The sequence below is a fragment of the Corynebacterium sp. LaCa_282 genome, assembly GCF_057198125.1.
Map to the genome: position 1 here is coordinate 1,724,246 of NZ_CP191095.1, position 19,531 is coordinate 1,743,776.

The window sequence follows — 19,531 nt, forward strand, 5'->3', positions numbered from 1 at the left end:
CTTATACCTATTCACACTCTAGCAAACTTTGTGATTCTGCCAACAAGTTTACAGGCATCAAAATACCTGCCGTACAACCGGAACTGTTCTACACTGGCGGCATGAGTACTCCAGAAATCACCCTGCCAGCAGATCTCTTGCCTTCCGATGGCCGCTTTGGCTGCGGCCCCTCCAAGGTGCGCCCCGCCCAGATCGAGGCCATAGACCCCGCTATCGTGGGCACCTCGCACCGCCAGCCGGCGGTGAAAAACCTCGTGGGATCCGTACGCGAGGGCTTAAGCGATCTGTTCTCGCTTCCTGAAGGCTACGAGATCGTCCTGTCTTTGGGCGGCGCCACCGCTTTTTGGGACGCGGCTACCTTCGGCCTTATCGAGCGCCAGTCGGCCCACCTCACCTTTGGCGAGTTCTCCACCAAGTTTGCCAAGGCAGCCTCCAAGGCCCCGTGGCTCGATGCCCCGGCTCTTACCGAATCCCCCGCCGGCACCGCCCCGGATCCGCGCGAGCTTGCGGCCGATGCCGATGTCGCCGCCTGGGCCCACAATGAAACCTCGACCGGCGCGATGACGGAGGTCGTTCGCCCCCACCCCCACAACGACCAGCAGCTCGTGCTTGTCGATGCCACCTCTGGCGCCGGCGGCCTTCCCCTCAATATTGCAGAGACCGACGTGTACTACTTTTCGCCGCAGAAGTGCTTTGCTTCCGACGGCGGACTCTGGCTCGCCGCGATGTCCCCGGCGGCCTTAGAGCGCATCGAAAAGATCAACAACTCTGACCGCTTCATTCCGGAGTTTTTGAACCTGCAGACCGCGGTGAATAACTCCCGCAAGAACCAGACCTATAACACCCCGGCGATAGCCACCCTGCTCATGCTGGATAACCAGATTCAGTGGATGAATGACAACGGCGGGCTCGACGGCATGGTCAAGCGCACCACCGAGTCCTCCTCCACGCTGTACAACTGGGCCGAATCCCGCCCGGAGGCCACCCCGTTCGTCAGCGACCCGGCGGCGCGCTCGCTGGTCGTGGGCACCATCGATTTCGACGAATCCGTGGATGCCGCACAACTTGCCGCCACCCTGCGCGCCAACGGCATTCTCGATGTCGAGCCGTACCGCAAGCTGGGCCGCAACCAGCTGCGCGTGGGCATGTTCCCGGCGATTGAAACCGAGGACATCGCCAAGCTCACGCAGTGCATCGACTACGTGCTGGATGCCAACTAAGTCATCAACATGCCCCGCCGCCTCGCCTGGCGCGGGGCCTTTTCGCGTTATAGTTGACTGCATCACAGATCCGTCCTTCCGTCGATAGGCAAAGGAGCGCCACACTATGCGCGAGCTGTTTCTCGTTGACAGCGAATCGAGCGAAGACTCATTGGTGCTACGCACCGAAGAAGGCGAAGAGTTTTCCCTTCCCATCACCGATGAGCTGCGTTCCGCCCTCACGCCCGCCGCTAGCAAGCCGGAGCCGCCGAAGCTAGCGCCGATGCCCAAGCCCTCCCACGAAGAGGAAGAAAAGCAGATCCGGCCGGCGGAGATCCAAAACCGCATCCGTGCCGGTGCTTCCACGGCAGAGCTCGCGGAAGAAATGCATGTCGATGAATCGCGCATCGAGCCTTTTGCCTACCCGGTCATGCTGGAGCGCAACCGCATTTCTGAGGTGGCCAAGCAGGCCCACCCGGTGCGCGAAGACGGCCCCGCCAAGCTCACCCTGTGGGAAGTACTGGCGAGCTCCTTTGCCGCCCGCGGCCATTCCCTTTCAGAATCCACGTGGGATGCCTACCGCCATCAGGGCGAGCCGTGGGCGGTGCGCGTGACCTGGAAGGCTGGCCTTTCTGAGAACGAGGCGGAATGGACCTTCAAGCAGTCCATGTCCTCCCCCGCTACGGTCGAGGCCCGCAACTCGGTCGCGGCAGACCTTACGGACCCGGACTTCGTGCAGCCGGTGCGATCGCTGACCTCCCTGGGAAGCGGCCGCTACGACGAAGCCATTGACGGCAACCAGCCCGCCAATGTCACCGATATTTCCGGCTCCAGCGAGGAGGCGGAGGAAGAGGAATTCCTGCAGAATCCTTCCTCCGAGCCCAAGCCCTCGAAGCGCCGCCGCAAGGCCGTGACCCCACACTGGGAGGACGTGCTCTTGGGCGTTCGCTCCAATACCAAGCGCCCGAGGGACTAAACAGTGGACATCTCTCATGCCGTTCTCACGCTGTGGTACATCTCCAAGCCCGGAGCTGAAGAAGTTCTCAAGACCGAGCCCAAGGCGGACCGCGGTTTCGGCCGCAAGTTCCTAGCCCAGCTCAACCCGAAATTCCCGGTCACCCCGATTGGGCAATTCCCCCTGAACCGCTCCGCGCAGACGGATCCGAATGAGTACTACATCGGCGGCTATCCAGGCATTACCGTGGTGCAAACGGTCTGCGAGGGCGATTCCGTCCTGCTCTCCCAACTGCCGCAAGACCTCTTAAACGCGGTCCCCGCCCAGCGGGTCATCGCGCTGGTCAGCAACGCGGACGAGGACTATGCGGGCTTCGCACTGTGGGAAGGCGGCGAGCTCAAGCGCTGCCTGTGCGCCACGCGCGACCGCCTCTACGAGGACACCGGCTTGCCCGAGCCCTTCGAGGCGCCGTTTTGGGCCGGCGAAAAGGACGAATCCCTCGGCGGCATTTCGCTGCCGTTTAGGCCCCACAGCATCATGGAGGCCGCCCAGGAACACTGGTTGGGCATCACCGTGGGGCGGGAAGGCCCAGACCTGGACGTCGTGGGTTATGCCGTGGACGGGCGCCCAGAGCCCAAGATCGATCCGCCGAAGCCAAAGCAACCGGTCAGCGAGTTCGCCGCGCAATCTGCGAACCGGCTGGGTCTAAATGATTATGACGACTACGAGGATCACGATGCCGAGCCGGATTCCACCGGCGATGAGATCCTTTCCACCGCCAAGCACCTCGGCTCGTTGATTAGCAACTGGCTGCGTCAGACGTTCAAGTCACTCAAGGAACGCTGGCGCTCATAAAAGGAAATGGCGGCCGCGGTCGCAACATTAAGGGAATCGGTACCAGGGGCCATCGGTATCCGCGCGCGGATATCAGTGGCCTTCATCGCGTGCTCGGTAAGCCCGGGGCCCTCCGCGCCTACCAGCATGGCCACCTTGTCCTGCCCGTGCATGGCCTCTGCTAGGTGCACCGCCTGGGGGTTGGGGGTTAAGGAAATGAGGGTAAAGGAGGCATCGGCAAGCGCCTGCAAGGAACGCTGCCACGTGGTGAAACCGCCCTCCAAATGGGCAAAGGGCACGCGAAGCACGTGGCCCATGGATACGCGCACCGAGCGGCGATAGAGCGGATCCGCAGCACCCGAGCCGAGCAAGACCGCATCCACGTTCATGCCGGCCGCGTGGCGGAAAATGGCGCCGATATTTTCATGATCCCCCACGCCCTCCAGCACGGCGATGGTGCGGGCCTGCTCCAGGATCTCGCCCACCTCCGGCTCTGGGGCGCGGTCCGCTGCGGCAACCAAACCGCGGTGCATATCGAAGCCCGCGACCTCCGCCAGGGTCTCGCGCGAGACCTCGTAGACGGGGCACTCGGGCTCGCCGTACTCGGCAAAGAAGGCCTCCAGCTTCTGGGGAAAGCCCACCAAGCAACGCATGGGAAACCGCGATTCCATCAGGCGGGCGGCCACCAAGGGGCCTTCTGCAATGACCAAACCCTCGCCGGATTTATCGGATTTATTGAGGTTCCGAATATCATCCAGACGAGGGTCACGGGGATCAGAAATGTGCATGCCTTCCAGGCTAGCCGATGGCCTCCGAAATCGGATCGATGCCAAAGTAAATGACGAACAAGCCAGCAAGCAGCCACATGATCCAGTGCACCTGCTTGGCCTTACCAGCAAAGGTGGACATGAGCGCGAAGGTAATAAAGCCCACGCCAATGCCGTTAGCAATGGAATAGGTAAACGGCATGACCACGATGGTTAAAAAGGCCGGGATGGCCACTTCCATGCGGGTCCACGGGATATCCGTGAGCTGCGCGGCCATCATCACGCCGACGATGACCAGGACGGGCGCGGCGGCCTCGATGGGCACGATCTCATAGAGCGGGGTGAAAACATCGCGGCGATAAACAGCAAGCCGGTCATGATATTGGCCAGGCCGGTGCGCGCGCCATCGGCAATGCCGGCAGAGGAATCCGCAAAAACGGTATTCGAGGATGCCGAGCCCAAGCCACCGGCCACCGCGCCGGCGCCTTCCACGACCAGCGCCTTCTTCATACCCGGCAGGTTGCCGTTGTCATCCACGAGCTTGGCCTGCTTGCCCAGCCCGGTCATGGTGCCCATGGCATCAAAGAAGTTGGTCAGCAGCAGGGTGAAGATGAGCAGGACCGTGGAAATCACGCCAATATTGGCAAAGGCGCCAACCAGGTTCACATCGCCCACGATGGAAAGATCCGGCAGGCCTCCCAGCGCCTCCGGGCTCTCCGGGGCGGCCATGCCCCAGTCCTCGGAGTCCGTGAGCGCCTGAACAATAAAAGCAATCACGGTGTTGAGGATGATGGCAATAAAAAGCCCGCCCGGCACATTGCGGATGACCATAAAGGCACAAACAATAAGGCCGATGACGAAGACCACCGCCGGCCAGGTGGCAATCGAGCCATTAATGCCCAGCCCCACCGGCACGGTGGTCTGTGCGGCATCGGGCACGCGGGTGACGAACCCGCCATCCACGAAACCGATCATGGCGATGAACATGCCAATGCCCACGCCCATCGCGGCCTTCATCGGCTGCGGGATGGCGTCAAATACCGCGGTGCGGAATCCGGACACGGCGAGCAGGACGATGATAAGGCCCTCGATTACCACGAGGCCCATTGCTTCTTGCCAGGTCAGCCCGCTGGTGGCGACCATGCTGACGGCAACGAAGGTATTCATGCCCAGGCCCGCGGCCATGGCGAAGGGGTACTTCGCAATCGCACCGAAGGCAATGGACATCACGCCGGCGACCAGCGCCGTGGCGGCCGCAACCTGCGGCACGCCTAAGGTATAGCCCTCCGCGTCCGGGCTCGTGCCCAGGATCAGCGGGTTGAGCAAAATAATGTATGCCATGGCGAAGAACGAGACCGTTCCCGCGCGTAGCTCGGTTCCGATGGTGGAACCGCGTTCAGAAATGTGGAAATAGCGATCGAGAGTGGCTTTCACGCCGTGCCCTTTCACGTAGAGCGGTATTTTTACGCCCTAAGTGTGCTGCCTTAATCCTCAAAATCAAAATCTTGGTAAATGGGCTTTTCATCATCGAAGGCCGCGGCCGGCGCCTTCTCCTCGCTCACCCGCGTCTGCGAATGCGCACCGCAACCGTAGCGCGCATGTACAACGCGACCATCGGCGGAATACTCGTTGGCGCATACCCCAAAGTTATCCATGAATTGCATATAAAAAGCGCACGTGCGGCACTGCAGGTGCGCCTTGGCCGCCATCTCCGAGGTTGGGCCATATTCTTCTTGCCAGCGATGCTTGGCATCCGCCAGCCCCTTGGCGGAAAGCTCATCTCCATTCAGGCGCTCATCATCGATGGCCGGCGGCATGAGGTCTCCCGGGCCCAAATCCCCCGGCAGCACGCGATCCTCATACGGCACCCACTCCGGGGCCTGCAGCGCCTCCCCGCCCGGCACCAGCGCCACCTCGTTGACGGTGACGTAGCGCGAGCCATCCGCGCACGCGAGCACGGCCTGCCATTCCCATCCTGGGTAGCCCGGCATATCCGCCGCAAAGCGATGGGTGACAACGTTGCGGCCCATTCCGGCGACGCCCCTATGCTTGCCGATGCCCCCTTCCCCCACCTCTTCCAATGCCTCACGCGCAATGCGTACGGCGCGGGAATCGATCAACGGATTTGCTTTTCGCTTACTCACGCCCCTCATTATTCATGATGGCCCGCCAACAGTGGTACATATGGTGCATGTCGTTTCTCCGCCGCGCCGCGCTCATTGCCGTGCCCTGCTGCGCCTTAACAGCCTGCTCTTCTGATGCTTCTGAATCTTCCTCCCCCGAGCACCTATCAGTGGAAGTCCTCGATACCGCGCCGCTGCCAGAGAACTCCTTTACGCAAGGCCTAGAAGAAGACGGAGAGGGCAACCTCCTGCTCGGCACCGGGCAATGGGGCGAATCCAAGCTCATCCGCTTCTCCCCTGAAACCGGCGAGGTCCTCCAAGCCCATGCCCTGGATGACTCGCTTTTTGGGGAAGGCATTACCCAATACGGCGATTCCATCTGGCAATTGACCTGGAAGCGCGGGCAGGCCCTGCGCTATGACGGCGACTTCCAGCGCACTGGGACCGCCACCTATACCGGCGAAGGCTGGGGGCTTTGTGCCAACCAGGACGAGCTCATCATGTCCGATGGCACCTCTACCCTGCGGCACATGGATCCGGAAACCTTTGCGGAGCGCTCCACCACCGAGGTCACCCTCGAGGGCTCGCCCGTAGAGGATCTCAACGAGCTGGAATGCGTGGACGGTGATGTCTATGCCAACGTGTGGCAGACCAACGATATCTACCGCATCGATCCCTCCTCTGGGGAGGTCACCGCGGTGATTTCTACCGATGCCATCGATAAATCGAAATACACCGATCCCGATGATGTCTTAAATGGCATCGCCCATATCAAGGGCACCGATGAATTCTGGCTTACCGGCAAGCGGTGGGATGAGCTCTACCGCGTTCGAGTAAAGTAATGGGCCATGGCAACCCGTAAGGAAGCAAGGAAAAAGTCGCTGCTGCAAATCCTCGCGCTCATCGTGGTCGTGGCGGTCATCGTCGCCTCCGCGGTGATCTTCCAGAGCTGGCGCAATTCGCGGCCAGGCCCTGAGCCGAGCGAGATTGCGATTACCGCCTCCGTGGGGGATAACACCAAGGAGGTCACGCCCTACCTCGTATGCGAGCCGGGAACCGATTGCCCTGAAGGCGATGTCCCCCAGCTAACCGTGGGCGAGGATGACACCTTGCATCTTGAAATCCCCGAGGAGATTTCTAATCACGAATGGAAGGTGCTGTCCATTTATGATGACCCCGCCGCCAATGATGAGACCTCTCACGGTGCGAATGAAACGACCGAGGTAGATATCCCCGGTTCGGTAGATCCCATCGAGGCATCGACTGGCGAGCGCCCCCGGCTCATGGTGGTGGAGGTCTCCTCCCTCATGATTGGCACCGACGACGATGGCGAAGAAACCCCCCTCGCCACCGTGTGGTCCCTATCCACCATGGATAATTAACTATCTAAATCCTTCGCAATCGCGCGGAGGATTTCTGCTACTTGGCGCCCGGTCTTGCGCTCGGGGTAGCGCCCCGAGTTCAGCACCGGCTGCACCTGGGATTCCAGCAGGGTCATGACATCAGAGACCATGCTGCCGAGCTCTTCCGGCTTGCGCGACGGCGTGCGGCGGCGCGGCTTATCCAGCACGCGCACCCGCAGCGCCTGCGGCCCGCGGCGCCCCGCCGCGAAATCGAATTCGATGCGCTGGCCCGGAAAGATTTCTTCTACTCCCTTGGGCAGGACATTCCGGCCGACGTAGACGTCTTCATCGCCCGGGTTGCTAACGAAACCGAAACCTTTCTCGGCGTCATACCACTTCACTTTGCCAATGGGCATAGGTATCCACCTCTTCTCTTGGGTAAAGTCTTAAGTTTAGCTGGAAGTTATACAGAACAGAAGTTCCACGTGTCGTGTGATATAGTTCACAACACCGCAATTACCTGCGGAAATATTACAGACGGAACCACAATAGTCTCAATTCTTTCCCATTTAGTGCCCAGAACGTGACTATTTCGTTATAAACCGCTACGCTGGCCCCCAGTGTCGCCGCAAAGAAGGTTTCCCCGCCCATCCTTTCTTCTAGGCGCAAATCATTTCCACGAAAACGGGCACCACGGAAAGGACTACTTTTATGGGACGCCACTCCGCTAAGACTAACCACTTTGCCGCTAAGTTCACCGCGGGCACCGTTGCCTTGGGCGCAGCCGCCGCCATCATGGCACCGAACGCCGCCGCTGCCCCTGACTCCGACTGGGACCGCCTCGCACAGTGCGAGTCCGGCGGCGACTGGCACATCAACACCGGCAATGGCTACCACGGCGGCCTGCAGTTCAACGCGCAGACCTGGCAGGCATACGGCGGCGGTGAATTCGCCCCTACCGCTAACCAGGCAACCCGCGAGCAGCAGATTGTCATCGCTGAGCGCACCCTGGCTAACCAGGGCTGGGGCGCATGGCCCGCATGCTCGGCCTCCCTCGGCCTGAACTCCGCGCCGACCGAGCGCACCGCTCCTTCCGCACCCGCTGAGGCACCGCAGCCAGTGCAACAGGCAGTAGAAAACAAGTCCGATGAGCTCGCCGTAGACGCCGTCTACAACCTCGTTAAGGACACCGCTAACGCTTATGGCCTGCAGCTGCCGGCGCAGTTCACCGACTTCTACCACGCCAACCGCCACGACTTTGATGCGTTCTACTCCGCAAACCGCAACGTCATCGACCCGGTTGCGCAGCTGGTTGAGAACTTCAGCCGCTAAATAAGCACATAAAAATTCCCCTCGCCGTCCGCGGCAAGGGGAATTTTTTTAGCGGTTGATGCGGGTATAAGGGTGAACGTAGTTCAACTTCTCTGCCGGCATCGGCAGCACCAGATCGTCGCCGTAGGGGCTGGAAGCACCAGCAAAAGGCGCAGAAATTTCCGTAATTGCATGCTCGCGGTGTTCATTGTCCGGCCACGCCGGGGAAACAAAGCCATTCTTTTCATTCGACATAGCTTTATTATTTCAAACCTCGGGCAAAAACGTAACTCAATCGGGCGCTAAAATTGTGATTTATCATGACTCAGTCCTCCCACCTCCCGCATTTTCGCACCTGGCTTAATTCCCTTTCAGAAGAAGAACTGGCCACCATCCTTCGCCACCGCCCCGATGTTTTAGCCCCGCTGCCGCCCTCCATCGCGGCACTGGCCACGCGGCTCCTCTTGCGCACCTCTATCGCCCGAGCGCTAGCGGAGTGTAACGCACAGCAGTTGGCGGTACTGGAGGACATCGCCAAGCGCGGCGGCGAACTTGCAGAGGTAGAAGACCACAACCCCGCCATCACCCGCGAGCTCAAGGAACGCGGCCTCGCCTTCGGCGCGGTGCAAATCCCGCCGGAGGTCATGCCTGCGCTGCCCACCGGCTGGTCGCTGCTTAATCAGCTCGAGGTATCGCCAACAACAATCGATGCCCTTGCTGAAGACGAACGCCACGTCCTTGCCACCTTGGCGCGCTCCAATGGCATCGGTACCACCCGCGAGACCAATCCGTCCCACCCGGTGCCGCGTTTGATTGCCAAGCAGCTCTTACAGCGCGTCGACTCCCAGACCGTTCGCCTGCCGCGCGAGGTGCACCGCGCGATGAAGGGGCACACCGTCCCGCATATTCCCACCGAGCCCTCCGCGCGGCGCGGCGAGCCCACCGCTGACCGCAAGGCCGATGACGCCGGCACCGCCGCGGGCCTGTCCGTGGTGCGCGGCATGCAACAGCTCATTTCTGCCCTGGGTGCCCGGCCGATCGAGCTGCTCAAGGATAAGACCGTCGGCGTGCGCCCCCTTGCCCAGCTCAGCAAGCAGCTGGACATCGCGGAACCAGAACTGCGCCGCCTGATTACGCTTGGCCTATCTGCGCGTCTTATCAACCGCGGCGAACCGTCTGGGTACGAGGGAAACTTCCTCGCGCCGACCGATTCCGCCCAAGAGTGGCTCGATGCAGGATTAGCCGCGCAGTGGCGCGTGCTCCTCGTGGCCTGGGAGCATTCCCCTTGGACCCCGTGGGAATCTGGCCGGGTACTCGCAGCCAGCACCGACCGCCTGCCCAAGTTTCGCCGGCATATCCTCGATGTGTATCTCCACTCCGCGCAGCCGCTATCCGCGGCCGAGTTTCAAGAGGATCTGCATTTTTCCTTTCCCCTTTTTGCAACGCACACCTCCCCAGAGACCATCGAGGAGCTGCACCGCGAGGCCGAATGGATAGGCGCCATCGCGCTCGGGCGAGCTACCAGCGTGCTCATCGATGGCTTCGCTGCGGCCGATGCCTTAACCCCAGACACCATCGATTATTTCCTGATTCAAGCGGATATGACCGTGCTCGTGCCAGGGCCCCTCGAGCCTGCGGCCCACCACACCCTGGAGTCCCTCGCGGACCTAGAATCGCCCGGTTTAGCCAGCGTCTACCGCATCAGCGATGCCTCCATTCGCCGCGGCCTCGACCGCGGGATGACGGGCACAGAGATCCGCGACTTCTTCGCCGCGCATGGCGATGTCCCGCATACGCTGGCGTTCCACATCGAGGACATCGCCAAGCGCCACGGCACCTTGCGCTCTGGGCCTGCCCTGTCCTACCTGCGCAGCGAGGACCCAGCCCTCTTGCAGATCGCCGCGAAGGCCGCCCCGCTGCGCCTGCTAGCCCCCACGGTCGCGATTTCCCAGCTGCGCGTCAGCGAGCTGTTGGAGCGCCTGCGCGAAAACGGCCTCTCCCCCGCTGCCGAGGACGAAAACGGCGCTAGCCTGTCCATCGCGCCCGAGCCCGCGACGCTTCCCACACCCAGCCCCCGCGCCCAAGCCGCTCCGCCGGATATCGCCCGTGCACTGCGCAACCTCACCACTGGGGAGGCTCCAAGCCTGCCCAACCTGGATCTGGTCCACGCCGCCGCACGTACCGCACGCCCCATCACCATTGGCTATGCCGATAAAAATGGCAATACCAAGACCCGCACCGTCACCCCACTGACCGTCGCCGGTGGCCAAATCGATGCCCGCGCCGCCGATGGCTCCACCATCCGGTTTCCCTTGCACCGCATCACCTCCGTTACCCTAGACGCATGAACGGACCACTGATTGTGCAGTCAGACAAGACCGTCTTGCTGGAAGTCGATCATCCAGATTCCGCCGCTGCGCGCACCGCCCTCGCACCGTTCGCGGAGCTGGAACGCGCCCCCGAACACGTACATACCTACCGCATTACTTCCCTGGCGCTATGGAATGCCCGCGCCGCCGGACACGACGCCGAGCAGGTCGTCGATGTCCTCGAAACCTACTCCCGGTTCCCGGTCCCGCAATCGCTGCTTGTCGATGTCGCCGAAACCATGTCGCGCTACGGCCGCGTCCGCCTCCACGCCCACCCCGCCCACGGGCTCATCCTCGAGTCGGAAGAGCCCGCCATCCTTACCGAGCTCTCCCGGGGCAAAGTAGGAAAACTGCTTGGTGCGCGCATCGATGACAACACCATCGCCGTCGCGCCCTCCGAGCGCGGCCGCCTCAAGCAGGAACTCCTCAAAGCCGGCTGGCCCGCCGAAGACCTCGCCGGCTACATCGACGGTGAATCCCACCCCATCGCGCTGAACGAGGATGGCTGGCACCTGCGCAATTACCAGGAATACGCCACCGACGCCTTCTGGTCCGGCGGTTCGGGCGTAGTGGTCTTGCCTTGCGGTGCCGGAAAAACCATCATTGGTGCCGCCGCCATGGCAAAGGCGCAATCTACCACCCTCATCTTGGTCACCAATACCGTTGCCGGCCGCCAATGGCGCGACGAGCTCTTGCGCCGCACGACGCTTTCCGCCAACGACATCGGCGAGTACTCCGGTGAAAAGAAAGAAATCAAGCCGATCACCATCGCCACCTATCAAGTGGTCACCCGAAAAACCAAGGGTGAGTACCGCGCCCTTGAACTCTTCGATTCCCGCGACTGGGGCCTTATTATCTACGACGAGGTCCACCTGCTGCCCGCACCCGTATTCCGCATGACCTCAGACTTGCAATCGCGGCGCCGGCTAGGGCTTACCGCCACCCTCGTGCGCGAGGATGGCCGTGAAGGCGATGTGTTCTCCCTCATCGGCCCGAAGCGTTACGACGCGCCGTGGAAAGAGCTGGAAATGGCCGGCTATATCGCCACCGCGGAGTGCATCGAAGTCCGCGTGGATATGGATCCGGAAGAACGCATGCTCTATGCCACCGCGCAGCCGCGCGACCGCTACCGCATCGCGGCCCAAGCCTCCGCGAAGCTCCGCGCCGTGGACAAGATCCTCGCCTCCCACGATCAGCAGGCGCTAATCATCGGTGGCTACGTGGACCAGCTCCGAGAACTCGGCACGCACCTCGACTGCCCCGTCATCGATGGCTCCACGTCCACTTCCAAGCGCGAAAAACTCTTCCAGCAGTTCCGCGAGGGAAGCTTGCCCACGCTCGTCGTCTCTAAAGTCGCGAACTTTTCCATCGACCTTCCCGAGGCCGCATTGGCTATCCAAGTATCTGGAACCTTTGGGTCCCGCCAAGAAGAAGCGCAACGCTTAGGCCGCCTGCTTCGCCCGAAAGAAACCGAGGCCCTGTTTTATACGCTCGTAACCCGCGATAGCCTCGATGCCGACTATGCCATGCACCGCCAACGCTTCCTCGCCGAGCAAGGATATGCCTACCGGCTGATGGACGCAGTAGACTTGGGTTAATGAAAATCTTTAAGTTCGACGTTGACGAGTCCTTTGCTAAGTCCAATAATGAGCTACTTCGTGATTCCAACCGCCTGCGCGTGTCCGGGCTTATCTTCGGGCTGATTCTCGTAATCGCCGGTGCCGCCGTGTGGTGGAGGTTTTCTTGGGGTATTACCTTGGGATTAGGGCTTATCCTGTTCGGCATTGTCGTGGCGATTGTCGGCGTTGCCGCCGCCAGCAAGGTGGGAACGGCGCAATCTCTCTATGACTCCTATCCGCTGGCTCCCGCCGTCATCGCGGAGGTCAACGAGCGTGACATGGTCCTCATGGCTTTGGTCAATACCAACGTGGATCCTTCCCTGCCCCCGCGTTGGGGCGCGTGCCTGCGCACGGTATCTGCCATCCCCGGCGTTCAGCGCACCGTGGGCACCAAGGTTCCCGTCGCCGCCGTTTCCGGCCAACGTTCTTCATCCGATAAGGAGCATTGGCAGCAGATCTCTCCCATGCCTATTGCATGGGGAACCCCCGATGCTGAAACCGTCACCATCGCCCGCAAGTCCATCCCACAGGACCAATGGCAGCGCCTAGATCGCGCCCGCAAGCGGCTTTCCGATGTCAAAGCAACCCGCTATGACCTGCTCGTCCTCTAGTCAGGACTCTCAAGCACCAGATTGTTTCTGGTGCTTTTTCTTTTTGTGGTCTAAGAATTGCTTCCAGGTGTAGTGCCAGTGTGTGTTGTGGGTGGCCAGTGGTCCTTTCGGGTGGTCTACTTGGTAGGTACGGTGCCAGTGCCTAGGTCCATGTTGTAGTTGACGCGTCGGTCGGTTTTGATGTTGTGGTGGTGTTGGTAAAATTTCACTGGATTACTAATCCATGAAATGCTCTAACTCTTATGGGGCATCCTGTTGTAATGATGACCTTTCAGCCACCGTAGCAATCACGCGGGCAAGTAGCAGAGTTACCTCAAGCCGCTCCTATATAGAGCGATATTGCGGTAGAAGAGCTTACTCTGACGGACCTGACCCCCGACGTGTCCACTGTCCGGGGGTCAGGCCCCTGCTTCGACCATTCCTGTTGAGAAAGGGTACCTAAGTTGGAAGACGATAAAAACGTAGAGAACTTTGTGGACTGCCGTGAAATCCGCACGGTTTTCAAACCAACTTGGGTGAGCTGGTGGTTCCACAAGATTTTTACGTTCCCGCGCGTTGAGTGCGATGGGATCGTAAGCAATTGTCACTGGGGAAGAGACAAAGCGTTAGTGAGGGATGGTGGGACGGTTACGGTTGGATTTAGTTATCGTATTTTCCATGATACGAAAATTAGATGTAAGAGCTCCCCTATCGAGGTTTCCCCTTCACATGCTGAGTTAGAAGCCAAGACAGCCATAATTAACAACTCCCCGATGACTGCCGTGCTCTACTAGCATTCGTCTCGAGCCTATCGATGGTTCGGGCTTTCTCATGCACAGCTTTAATGCGCGCACGGACCTGACCCCCCATAAAAATGAAAACCACACCATCACAATTTTCATTGTGAGCGGATGTGGTGTGTGTACGTATAAGTACACAGATTTGCAACTGGACGGCAAATGGATACATGCAAATCACGTCAAAGACTAAAATGCTGATAGCAATCAGCTTAGATAGCCCTGTTTAGAATATTTAATCTACGAGAGTGTCGCAAATAGTTTTCAATAATTCTAGTCGAATAAGCCAAGCGTGATGGGCAACATGATCACCTTGTAGTCAGAATCCCCTACGGAAGGCCGTTCTTGATACCGCGAAGCGCGTTAGCAAAGCGAAGGACCAAAATCGTCTAAATCAGTCGGAGCTGACCCCCGTTTGGTCCGACCTAACGGAACGACTTAACCGCACGTGGGGTGAACTCAATCGACCAAGCCACACTCGTCCTCTAACTCCTGCAACGAGATTGTGTCCAATTCTCCGCATCGGGCTGCTTCGGCTTCGGCTTCGAGCGCATACACATACTCAAGTTCATCTAGGTAGGAATCTAGGGCCTTGCGAAGATAGAAGGCCCCTGTCCGTCCAGTCCGCGAAGCAAGCGCATCTAGGCGCTCCTTTTGCTTCGCGTTAACGCGCAAACTGATCACTGACTCGCTCATGTAAACACGCTTACAACAAGTTAACGGATTTGTACACCCGTGAGCAGTGTCCGTACATTGCTGTCCCTACCTGGTGCCGTTGACTTCATGGTTGCCTATAGGAACTACCTGGGCGTTTTAGCGGTAGTCGAATTAAGAAATAAGAAAAACCTCGTCCAGTCGCCTTAAAATGACATGCCGTTCGGCGTAGCGACGGCGCAGGCCTGTCAAGAATGCATTGAAGTCCGCTTCCCAGGGCTCCCCTAGCTCCGCCGACTTTTCCCTCATGGTCTGCAGCAGCTCGATGCCCATATCGCGACCAACCCGAGTCGAATCTAAATACGTTGCGACATCGTCGGTCAAGTCCGTTTGAGTGGTGTTTCTACCTTTCGATAGAGCATGCAGTGTGATGGTGTCAGGGGCCAGCACGTGCTCGGTGCTTTAACTGGTTCATGCGACCTCCTTGGTGGTGTCAGCGTCTATGACGTTGGCGGTAATCAATGCTTTGGTCTGTTCCAGGCTGGTTAGTGACATGTAGCGGTTTTGCTGGATCCAGTCATCGTGTTGTTCTGCTAGGACAGCACCAACAAGGCGCACGACAGCGTCACGATTGGGGAAGATGCCTACAACATCCGTACGCCTGCGGATTTCACGATTGAGCCGTTCAGTAGGGTTATTCGACCAGACTTTCTTCCAGACGGATTTCGGGGCGTTGGTAAAAGCTAAGAGCTCGTCGAGGGCTTCTTCCAGGTAGCTGGCAACGTGGGGGAATTTATCTTCACAAAACGCTACGACCTCACGTGCTTGGGACCACACCGATTCCGAGTCTGGTTGCTGGAATATCGTATGAAACATCGCCGATAGGGTTGGCCACTGGGTCTTGGCAACCATCGAAGACAGGTTTTTAGAAAAGTGCGTTCGACACCGCTGCCAGGACGCATTCGGCAACACGTCACTAATCGCATGCTGGATTCCTAGATGCGCGTCACTGGTGACAAGATAGACCTCATTAAGTCCGCGAGCTTTAAGATCCCTAAAGAACCCAGTCCACGACGCCACAGACTCAGATGTAGCAACCTGCATGCCCAATAGCTCACGATAGCCTTCGGCATTAACCCCGGTAGCCACGAGGACGGAAGCTTTGACCACGCGTCCTCCTTCGCGGACTTTCATGGTCAATGCATCACAGGCAACATACAGGTATGGACCGGTATCGAGTGGTCGGGTACGGAAGTCTTCGACCATCTCGTCCAGGTCTTTAGCCATGTCAGATACCTGCGACTTTGAAAGATTATTAATTCCCAAACTGGCGACGAGATCGTTCATCCTGCGTGTGGACACGCCTTTTAAATAGCAGGTAGCTATTACGGTTGTTAGTGCTCGTTCTGCCCGAGTGCGTCGTTGCAATAACCAGTCCGGGAAAAATGACCCGGTACGTAGTTTGGGTACAGCGACATCAATGGTGCCAACGCGAGTATCAAGATCGCGGTGGCGGTAGCCATTGCGGACATTGGTTCGAGACTTAGACGTGGTGGCGTAGTCGGCGCCGCAGATCTGGTCTGCTTGAGTCGATAGGATTTGGTTGATGAATCCTTGAAGCATCTCGCGCATGAGATCTGGGGATGCTTGGGCAAGCAATTCGTCTAAGTAGGTAGTCGGGTCTATAGAATATGGGCTAGCGGCCATCGTGGTTATCCCTTTCGAGGAAGTGTGGTTACGGAATCGAAAGGTACTACGGTGGTCGCCGGCCTCATTCATAAGGGGCCCACCGTCAGTTACAGATACACCACACGCTACTGGACGCAACCACATCGTCGCGAACGAAGGGAAGAGCCTGCTCCGGGAGGCCATCAAGGAACCGTTGCGCCATTGACTGTTCCATTCCCGCCTTTGCGACGGTTCTCCAGGCAAGTCCAGGGTCTTCAAGGCACAAGTGCTGGAACATCGCTAAGTCCCACGGCTTCGCCGCCAACGTGGCTTGTATATGCGTCGCAGAATTCGCCTTGTCGGTGCCCGCAGCATAGAGTTGCTGAGCGGACGACAGTTCTGGATTTGTGTCGAATACACTGCGAGCCACGCGCTCCGAGTGTTCGGGAAAATGCTCCTTAGCAAGTACGGCCCAACGCGAAGCGATATTTCGGACTTCCGCTGGGGCGCACTCACCAACTGCCTTCGCGGACCAATCGAAGGCAAGATCGTAGCGGCCGATATTACAAAGGCCGGCAATAATCTCCTCATAGCGCGACGCCGCACTTCCCTTGAGACCATGGGTACGAAGGACGGCCTCACTAGTTCCTTCTAGTACCGCTAGCCGACGCCCCACGTATCCACTACCTGTTATGTCCATGAGGTTTTTGGACTTGGAGTCCAGCTACTTTGTGGACTCGGAGTCTAGGGACTTTGTGGACGCGGAGTCTCCCCGCTTTTTGGACGGGGAGTCCACGGAGTTTTTGTACTGGTGCTAGCTTGGCTTCTTCCGGCGGCTTGGCCGTGGCCCAGAGAGGTTGGGTTTTAGCTCTGGGGGTTGTCGGTGCCACATGCCGACAACGTGGTTTATGTTGATTTGACCGCCGGGTGGACGCTGATTCAGTTGGATCGGTAGCGGAAATGAAAACAGTTTCTCACCGTCGTGATCAGTAAAAAATTCCACATAGTCATCGGCTACGCTGCTGTAGATGGCTCGATTTTTGAAGCGCAGCCCGACGTAGAGGCCGTGCCCCATAACGCGTACCACCCCGCTTTTGTTGATCCACAGCTTGTCCGGGATAGGCCAGAATGCATTTACACCGGTAGAGCTTGGCATTACGGTTGAGGAATCGGCATGGGGTGTATCTTGCTGGATCGCCTGAGTGTCGTTACTTGGTGCCCTGTCTGAAGCTGCAACTTCAGGCAGGGCATTATCTGTCGCGACCACTGTGTCGGCTGCTAAAGCATCTGCCTGGTTGTCGGGGTGAATCCGGTGATATTGTTTCGCGATTTTTGTCCATAAAACATCTGGGTCAATCGGCTGCGTCGGTGGCTGGGCATGCGAGATAATCTCCCAGGCTTGGGCTGGGGTGATGTGCATCTTGCCCCTGAGAAGTCCTTGGTGGCGACGGCGTGTGTTGTAGAAGTTGCGGTAGTCGACAATCAGCTGTTGGACCTGCGCCAGCGTCGTCGGGGTACGAGCATCCAAAAACCTGGTCATGGTTTGGTGCGATCGCTCGTCTTTGCCTTGCGTCGTGGGAGCAAAGCCCGCACTTGATTGAACTCCCAGGCTGGCGAGCCAGCGTTCGGTTTGCGACAGCCGGCCGCGATGGTAGGTGGCAAAGGCATCACCGTTGTCAGAGAGGACTTCTTGGAAAAGTCCGTAAGCATCAATGGCTCCACTTAGCGTGATGCGGGCATCGGTGCCGTTTTCTGGAGTTCCAAAAGCTTGGGAGCCGACGTCGAAGCGGCTGGCATCGTCGACGACTTGGTAGATAGTCACTTGCGTGTGAGGCACATCGAAGAGTCTGTAGGCAAACGCATCGATCTGCCACAGTTCATTGACTTCGCCCCTGGCAAAGTGCCTGTAGGACTTACGCGGTCGTTTACGTGCATTGATGTCAGCGACGCCAGCCTCGTGCAACCATTGTGCGATTAAAGCTCGTGACGGTGGTTGGTCGTAGCCGAGTTCGTCGAGGAAGAAGTAGAAGATTGACCATGGGCCGCAGTCTTGGCCGCGGGCTCTTAACGTACCGCGAGCTTGCAGGACCTGTTGTCGAATCTTGTCATCGTAGACCCGTCGCGGGTTCAGCGGTGCCGTGCTGTCGGGCACGATGCCAGCCCGCCCGCGTTCGGCGATACGTGCTTTGATGTTGTAGTACGTCTGCTTCGATACGCCGATGTTCTTGCAGAACTGCTGGACCGTGATGCCCTCACGGATGGGGTCGAAATCCGCTATCTTCTTGCGGAGAGTAATGGGAATTGCCATCCCCACATTGTCAAGAAGCCAGAGTCCAAAAAGTAGTTAGACATCCTGTCCATAAACCTCCTGGACTCCGCGTCAAAAAACTAACTGGACTCCGAGTCCAAAAAGTCAATGGACTCCGAGTCCAAAAAGTCACTAGACATCACACACGTATCCACTACCTTGCTCCGCCGTATTCCACGAACGGATGCGAGCCACCCCCTCTTCACCAAAGGCAGGTGCCAAATAGACTGGGTCGAGGTCGATTTCTTCCGCTGGGAGAATCTCATTCATTCGTATAAACCAGCCAGCCAAAGCGCAACCAGAATAACTAGCTTGCTGTGCCGCGGAAGGAACTACCCGCGCCAAGACTTCGCCGGCATCCCTTACGGCATGGGCATAATCATTCACCCTAGGGATAGTCTTGAGAATCTCTTCTACAGCGTCTAGAGAAACAAGCACAATATCGGGCGGACTCGGCGGCACAATCCCGAGAAGTTGTGCAGAATTCTCCACTGCTTGTTCTAATAGCTCAGCAGCTTCAAATATGCGGTCGCTGTAATACACCCCGCGTTCACCCTTGTACAGATCAGGGTCATTGGTCCGAACGAGATCGGTTACCGCCTGTGCAAGAGTCCTCATAGGCTACATTATAGAAAACTATGGGACCACGAAAAAGAGGGGCAAGGTCACCGATGAAATCGGTGTCCTTGCCCCTCTCGGTACAAACATTAGTATAAACACTATTTTGTTGTTTTGTTGTTTGGTGTCGGCGGTGACTTACTCTCCCACAACCTCCCGGTTGCAGTACCATCAGCGCGTACAGGCTTAGCTTCCGGGTTCGGAATGGGACCGGGCGTTTCCCTGTAGCTATGAACCACCGACAAACCTATCAGAACACTACCCACCACATGTGCGTGTGGTGTTGTGTCAGATACTGCATAGTGGACGCGACACACACGATAATGTGTTTTCTTGTTTGTTTACTCGCTAGAACAAGTCCACCCAACATAACCAA

General features: G+C 58.6%; 19 protein-coding genes, 1 rRNA gene and 1 pseudogene. 10 read left to right on the forward strand and 11 right to left on the reverse strand.

All coding sequences use genetic code 11. The features are described from left to right. Positions 1–101: 101 nt before the first annotated feature. From serC to ACP8KU_RS08055, 3 genes are all read left to right on the forward strand, one after another. Positions 102–1,220 carry a phosphoserine transaminase gene (gene serC / locus ACP8KU_RS08045; RefSeq protein WP_484483576.1) on the forward strand — a complete coding sequence of 373 codons (1,119 nt, stop codon included), beginning with the start codon at positions 102–104 and terminating at the stop codon, positions 1,218–1,220. A gap of 106 nt (positions 1,221–1,326) precedes the next feature. Continuing rightward, on the forward strand, positions 1,327–2,175 hold the full coding sequence (sepH, locus tag ACP8KU_RS08050; RefSeq protein WP_484483577.1) for a septation protein SepH: 849 nt from the start codon (positions 1,327–1,329) through the stop codon (positions 2,173–2,175). A gap of 3 nt (positions 2,176–2,178) precedes the next feature. Beyond that, on the forward strand, positions 2,179–3,009 hold the full coding sequence (locus tag ACP8KU_RS08055) for a DUF6928 family protein (protein WP_023028488.1): 831 nt from the start codon (positions 2,179–2,181) through the stop codon (positions 3,007–3,009). On the opposite strand, the gene ACP8KU_RS08060 is transcribed toward ACP8KU_RS08055, so the two are convergent. The 3 genes and pseudogenes from ACP8KU_RS08060 to ACP8KU_RS08070 all read right to left on the reverse strand — a co-directional run bounded on the left by ACP8KU_RS08060 (position 2,970) and on the right by ACP8KU_RS08070 (position 5,908). After that, positions 2,970–3,776 carry a TrmH family RNA methyltransferase gene (locus ACP8KU_RS08060; RefSeq protein ID WP_005279837.1) on the reverse strand — a complete coding sequence of 269 codons (807 nt, stop codon included), beginning with the start codon at positions 3,774–3,776 and terminating at the stop codon, positions 2,970–2,972. The genes ACP8KU_RS08055 and ACP8KU_RS08060 overlap by 40 nt on opposite strands. Positions 3,777–3,786: 10 nt before the next feature. Further along, positions 3,787–5,189, reverse strand: a pseudogene (locus ACP8KU_RS08065) (NCS2 family permease). A 50-nt stretch (positions 5,190–5,239) separates the two neighbouring features. Next, a complete protein-coding gene (locus tag ACP8KU_RS08070; protein ID WP_023030809.1) occupies positions 5,240–5,908 on the reverse strand; it encodes a DUF3027 domain-containing protein in 669 nt (222 codons plus the stop codon). Between the two features lie 5 nt (positions 5,909–5,913). Between ACP8KU_RS08070 and ACP8KU_RS08075 the strand changes: the two genes are divergently transcribed. Next, positions 5,914–6,720, forward strand: a complete 807-nt coding sequence (locus ACP8KU_RS08075; protein ID WP_237800470.1) for a glutaminyl-peptide cyclotransferase — start codon at positions 5,914–5,916, stop codon at positions 6,718–6,720. 6 nt (positions 6,721–6,726) lie between these two features. Beyond that, complete coding sequence (locus ACP8KU_RS08080) at positions 6,727–7,260, forward strand: DUF2771 domain-containing protein (RefSeq protein WP_005279829.1); 534 nt, start codon at positions 6,727–6,729, stop codon at positions 7,258–7,260. Here ACP8KU_RS08080 and ACP8KU_RS08085 read toward each other — a convergent pair. Further along, positions 7,257–7,637 carry a cold-shock protein gene (locus ACP8KU_RS08085; RefSeq protein ID WP_005279828.1) on the reverse strand — a complete coding sequence of 127 codons (381 nt, stop codon included), beginning with the start codon at positions 7,635–7,637 and terminating at the stop codon, positions 7,257–7,259. The genes ACP8KU_RS08080 and ACP8KU_RS08085 overlap by 4 nt on opposite strands. Positions 7,638–7,932: 295 nt before the next feature. Here ACP8KU_RS08085 and ACP8KU_RS08090 point away from each other — a divergent pair, with 295 nt between their 5' ends. Beyond that, complete coding sequence (locus tag ACP8KU_RS08090) at positions 7,933–8,553, forward strand: resuscitation-promoting factor Rpf1 domain-containing protein (protein ID WP_023028483.1); 621 nt, start codon at positions 7,933–7,935, stop codon at positions 8,551–8,553. A gap of 48 nt (positions 8,554–8,601) precedes the next feature. Here ACP8KU_RS08090 and ACP8KU_RS08095 read toward each other — a convergent pair whose 3' ends face one another. Continuing rightward, positions 8,602–8,787: a hypothetical protein gene (locus tag ACP8KU_RS08095; RefSeq protein WP_005279826.1), complete on the reverse strand. Its 186-nt coding sequence runs from the start codon at positions 8,785–8,787 to the stop codon at positions 8,602–8,604. 65 nt (positions 8,788–8,852) lie between these two features. Between ACP8KU_RS08095 and ACP8KU_RS08100 the strand changes: the two genes are divergently transcribed. The 3 genes from ACP8KU_RS08100 to ACP8KU_RS08110 are packed head-to-tail and all read left to right on the forward strand — an operon-like array spanning position 8,853 to position 13,131. Continuing rightward, positions 8,853–10,880 carry a helicase-associated domain-containing protein gene (locus ACP8KU_RS08100; protein WP_237800471.1) on the forward strand — a complete coding sequence of 676 codons (2,028 nt, stop codon included), beginning with the start codon at positions 8,853–8,855 and terminating at the stop codon, positions 10,878–10,880. Then, on the forward strand, positions 10,877–12,499 hold the full coding sequence (locus ACP8KU_RS08105; protein ID WP_484483578.1) for a DNA repair helicase XPB: 1,623 nt from the start codon (positions 10,877–10,879) through the stop codon (positions 12,497–12,499). Before ACP8KU_RS08100 ends, ACP8KU_RS08105 begins: the two co-directional genes overlap by 4 nt. Further along, positions 12,499–13,131, forward strand: a complete 633-nt coding sequence (locus tag ACP8KU_RS08110) for a DUF3239 domain-containing protein (protein WP_284644461.1) — start codon at positions 12,499–12,501, stop codon at positions 13,129–13,131. The genes ACP8KU_RS08105 and ACP8KU_RS08110 overlap by 1 nt, the downstream gene beginning before the upstream one ends. A gap of 1,235 nt (positions 13,132–14,366) precedes the next feature. On the opposite strand, the gene relB is transcribed toward ACP8KU_RS08110, so the two are convergent. The 3 genes from relB to ACP8KU_RS08125 all read right to left on the reverse strand — a co-directional run bounded on the left by relB (position 14,367) and on the right by ACP8KU_RS08125 (position 16,268). Beyond that, positions 14,367–14,603: a type II toxin-antitoxin system RelB family antitoxin gene (relB, locus tag ACP8KU_RS08115; RefSeq protein ID WP_023025830.1), complete on the reverse strand. Its 237-nt coding sequence runs from the start codon at positions 14,601–14,603 to the stop codon at positions 14,367–14,369. Between the two features lie 132 nt (positions 14,604–14,735). Next, positions 14,736–14,945, reverse strand: coding sequence for a hypothetical protein (locus ACP8KU_RS08120; RefSeq protein WP_484483579.1), 210 nt, complete (start codon positions 14,943–14,945; stop codon positions 14,736–14,738). An 87-nt stretch (positions 14,946–15,032) separates the two neighbouring features. After that, on the reverse strand, positions 15,033–16,268 hold the full coding sequence (locus ACP8KU_RS08125) for an IS256 family transposase (protein ID WP_023016495.1): 1,236 nt from the start codon (positions 16,266–16,268) through the stop codon (positions 15,033–15,035). A 412-nt stretch (positions 16,269–16,680) separates the two neighbouring features. Here ACP8KU_RS08125 and ACP8KU_RS08130 point away from each other — a divergent pair, with 412 nt between their 5' ends. After that, positions 16,681–16,884: a hypothetical protein gene (locus ACP8KU_RS08130; RefSeq protein ID WP_284632134.1), complete on the forward strand. Its 204-nt coding sequence runs from the start codon at positions 16,681–16,683 to the stop codon at positions 16,882–16,884. Between the two features lie 159 nt (positions 16,885–17,043). Here the strand turns inward: ACP8KU_RS08130 and ACP8KU_RS08135 are convergent, their stop codons facing one another. The 3 genes from ACP8KU_RS08135 to rrf all read right to left on the reverse strand — a co-directional run bounded on the left by ACP8KU_RS08135 (position 17,044) and on the right by rrf (position 19,398). Continuing rightward, positions 17,044–18,537, reverse strand: coding sequence for an integrase core domain-containing protein (locus ACP8KU_RS08135; protein WP_023028832.1), 1,494 nt, complete (start codon positions 18,535–18,537; stop codon positions 17,044–17,046). Between the two features lie 132 nt (positions 18,538–18,669). Continuing rightward, entirely contained in the window at positions 18,670–19,155 is a 486-nt protein-coding gene (locus ACP8KU_RS08140; RefSeq protein WP_284644612.1) for a hypothetical protein, read from the reverse strand. A 125-nt stretch (positions 19,156–19,280) separates the two neighbouring features. Next, a 5S ribosomal RNA gene (rrf, locus tag ACP8KU_RS08145) occupies positions 19,281–19,398 on the reverse strand. Between the last annotated feature and the right edge of the window lie 133 nt (positions 19,399–19,531).

Bases quoted from the DNA above. Each gene is read 5' to 3' on its own strand.
- ACP8KU_RS08125 (WP_023016495.1), bottom strand. From the start codon at position 16,268: ATGGCCGCTAGCCCATATTCTATAGACCCGACTACCTACTTAGACGAA.
- sepH (WP_484483577.1), top strand. From the start codon at position 1,327: ATGCGCGAGCTGTTTCTCGTTGACAGCGAATCGAGCGAAGACTCATTG.
- ACP8KU_RS08060 (WP_005279837.1), bottom strand. From the start codon at position 3,776: ATGCACATTTCTGATCCCCGTGACCCTCGTCTGGATGATATTCGGAAC.
- ACP8KU_RS08085 (WP_005279828.1), bottom strand. From the start codon at position 7,637: ATGCCCATTGGCAAAGTGAAGTGGTATGACGCCGAGAAAGGTTTCGGT.
- relB (WP_023025830.1), bottom strand. From the start codon at position 14,603: ATGAGCGAGTCAGTGATCAGTTTGCGCGTTAACGCGAAGCAAAAGGAG.
- ACP8KU_RS08075 (WP_237800470.1), top strand. From the start codon at position 5,914: ATGATGGCCCGCCAACAGTGGTACATATGGTGCATGTCGTTTCTCCGC.
- ACP8KU_RS08110 (WP_284644461.1), top strand. From the start codon at position 12,499: ATGAAAATCTTTAAGTTCGACGTTGACGAGTCCTTTGCTAAGTCCAAT.
- ACP8KU_RS08070 (WP_023030809.1), bottom strand. From the start codon at position 5,908: ATGAGGGGCGTGAGTAAGCGAAAAGCAAATCCGTTGATCGATTCCCGC.
- ACP8KU_RS08135 (WP_023028832.1), bottom strand. From the start codon at position 18,537: ATGGCAATTCCCATTACTCTCCGCAAGAAGATAGCGGATTTCGACCCC.
- ACP8KU_RS08105 (WP_484483578.1), top strand. From the start codon at position 10,877: ATGAACGGACCACTGATTGTGCAGTCAGACAAGACCGTCTTGCTGGAA.
- ACP8KU_RS08090 (WP_023028483.1), top strand. From the start codon at position 7,933: ATGGGACGCCACTCCGCTAAGACTAACCACTTTGCCGCTAAGTTCACC.
- ACP8KU_RS08140 (WP_284644612.1), bottom strand. From the start codon at position 19,155: ATGAGGACTCTTGCACAGGCGGTAACCGATCTCGTTCGGACCAATGAC.
- serC (WP_484483576.1), top strand. From the start codon at position 102: ATGAGTACTCCAGAAATCACCCTGCCAGCAGATCTCTTGCCTTCCGAT.
- ACP8KU_RS08130 (WP_284632134.1), top strand. From the start codon at position 16,681: ATGCTCCTTAGCAAGTACGGCCCAACGCGAAGCGATATTTCGGACTTC.
- ACP8KU_RS08080 (WP_005279829.1), top strand. From the start codon at position 6,727: ATGGCAACCCGTAAGGAAGCAAGGAAAAAGTCGCTGCTGCAAATCCTC.
- ACP8KU_RS08095 (WP_005279826.1), bottom strand. From the start codon at position 8,787: ATGTCGAATGAAAAGAATGGCTTTGTTTCCCCGGCGTGGCCGGACAAT.
- ACP8KU_RS08100 (WP_237800471.1), top strand. From the start codon at position 8,853: ATGACTCAGTCCTCCCACCTCCCGCATTTTCGCACCTGGCTTAATTCC.